The organism is Acidovorax delafieldii 2AN (assembly GCF_000175235.1).
Taxonomy (GTDB): domain Bacteria; phylum Pseudomonadota; class Gammaproteobacteria; order Burkholderiales; family Burkholderiaceae_C; genus Acidovorax; species Acidovorax delafieldii_B.
In genome coordinates, this window is sequence record NZ_ACQT01000451.1 from 1 (window position 1) to 1776 (window position 1776).

The 1776-nt window shown below is 68.7% G+C and carries 1 protein-coding gene; it reads left to right on the forward strand.

What is annotated here, in order from left to right; genetic code table 11:
* The first annotated feature begins 291 nt into the window (after positions 1-291).
* On the forward strand, positions 292-1692 hold the full coding sequence (gene creD, locus ACDELDRAFT_RS22135) for a cell envelope integrity protein CreD (RefSeq protein WP_005800933.1): 1401 nt from the start codon (positions 292-294) through the stop codon (positions 1690-1692).
* The last annotated feature ends 84 nt before the right edge of the window (positions 1693-1776 follow it).

Below are 1776 nucleotides of genomic sequence, written 5' to 3' on the forward strand. Positions count from 1 at the left end.
CTGCTCGCTGGCCATCGCGCGCCACTGGCAGTGCGCCCTGGCGCTGCACCCGCAGGCAGGGCACGACCTCCCGCTGGATGCCCCGCAGTGGGTGATCGCGCAGGTGCAGCGCTGGCTGGAGCAGGCTCATCCAGTCCCACAGGACGGTACGTCGGACAGATGAGCCGCTGACCAAGAGCGCCGGCCCGCCGGCCGCACGAGCGCTGCGCGACTTCACGCCCACTTCACAAACTTCATGGTGGCCTCACAGGGCCCCGCAACACTGCCTCCACATTCACCGCGGAGGAGCCCTTGAAGAATCCCTTGTTCACCAAACTGGCCGCATTGGCCGCCATCACCCTGCTGCTGCTGTTCGGCCTGGGTCTGATCGAAGATGTGGTGCGCGACCGCCAGCGCTACCGCAACATCAGCGCGCAGAGCGTGGCCCAGAGCCTGGCCGGTCCGCAGACGCTGGTGGGCCCCCTCATCCACAGCGCCTGCGTCGAGAGCTGGGACGTGGTCACGGGCAAAGGCGAAGAGCGCCGCACCACCGAGCAGCGGCGCGAGTTTCTGCTGACGGCCATGCCGGAGCAGCTGGTGCTCGGTTCGAACGCCGCCATGCAGGAGCGCGCGCGCGGCCTGCACAAGGTGAACACCTACAACCTCACGGCGCACATCACCGCGCAGTGGGCATCGCTGGCCAGCCTGCAACCGCAGGCCAGCGTGAAGGGTTCGCGCATGGTGTGCGGCGCGCCCATCCTCATGATGGCGGTGGGCGATGCCCGGGGCATCCGCACCGCTCAGCTCACGATCGGTGAACAGGTGGTGCCGCTCAAGCCCGGCACCTTCCACCCTACCTATACCCGGGGCCTGCATGCCGCGCTGCCTGAAGCCGTGCGCGGCCAGGCCGACAGCTTGTCGGCCACCCTGGAGCTGGAACTGGTGGGCACCGAACGCCTGGCCATCGTGCCCCTGGGCGGCAGCACCGAGGTGCAACTGCGCAGCACCTGGCCCCACCCCTCGTTCGCCGGGCGCTTTCTGCCCGCCGAGCGCGAGGTCACGGGCAATGGTTTCAGCGCGCGCTGGCGCCTCTCGTCTCTGGCCACGACGGCACCGCAGGACATCGCCAACGGCAAAAAGGCGTGCGATGCCCCCACCATGGCCGACAGTGAATATGCCGTCGGAGTCGCCGCCGACCGGGACTGCGCCGACAGCTTCAGCGTGGCCTTCATCGACCCGATCAACCCGTATTCACTGTCCGACCGGGCCACCAAGTACGGCGTGCTGTTCATCGCCCTCACGTTCGTGGCCGTGGGGCTGTTCGAACTGATGAAAAAGCTGCGCGTGCACCCGGTGCAATACCTGCTGGTGGGCAGCGCCCTGTGCAGTTTCTTTCTGCTGCTGGTGAGTCTGTCGGAACACCTGCCGTTCGGCGTGTCGTACGCCGTGGCCGCCACGGCCTGCGTCTTGCTGCTGGCCTACTACGCCAGCCACATGCTGGGCAGCTTCTCGCGCGGGCTGCCGCTGGGCGCCGGCATTGCGCTGCTGTATGGCCTGCTCTACGTGCTGCTGCAGCTGGAGCAGACCGCGCTGGTGGTGGGTGCCATTGCGCTGTTCCTGGTGCTGGCGGCCGTGATGGTGCTCACGCGCCAGGTGAACTGGTACGGGCTTTCGCCCGCGCGTGCCGGGGCCACGGCTGCGGAGGCCCCATGACACCACACACGCCCCTTCGCGGCGAGCCGCCGGCTGCCTTCCCGCATCGGCCGCCGGCACGGCCAGAGGCCGCAGTGGCGAGCG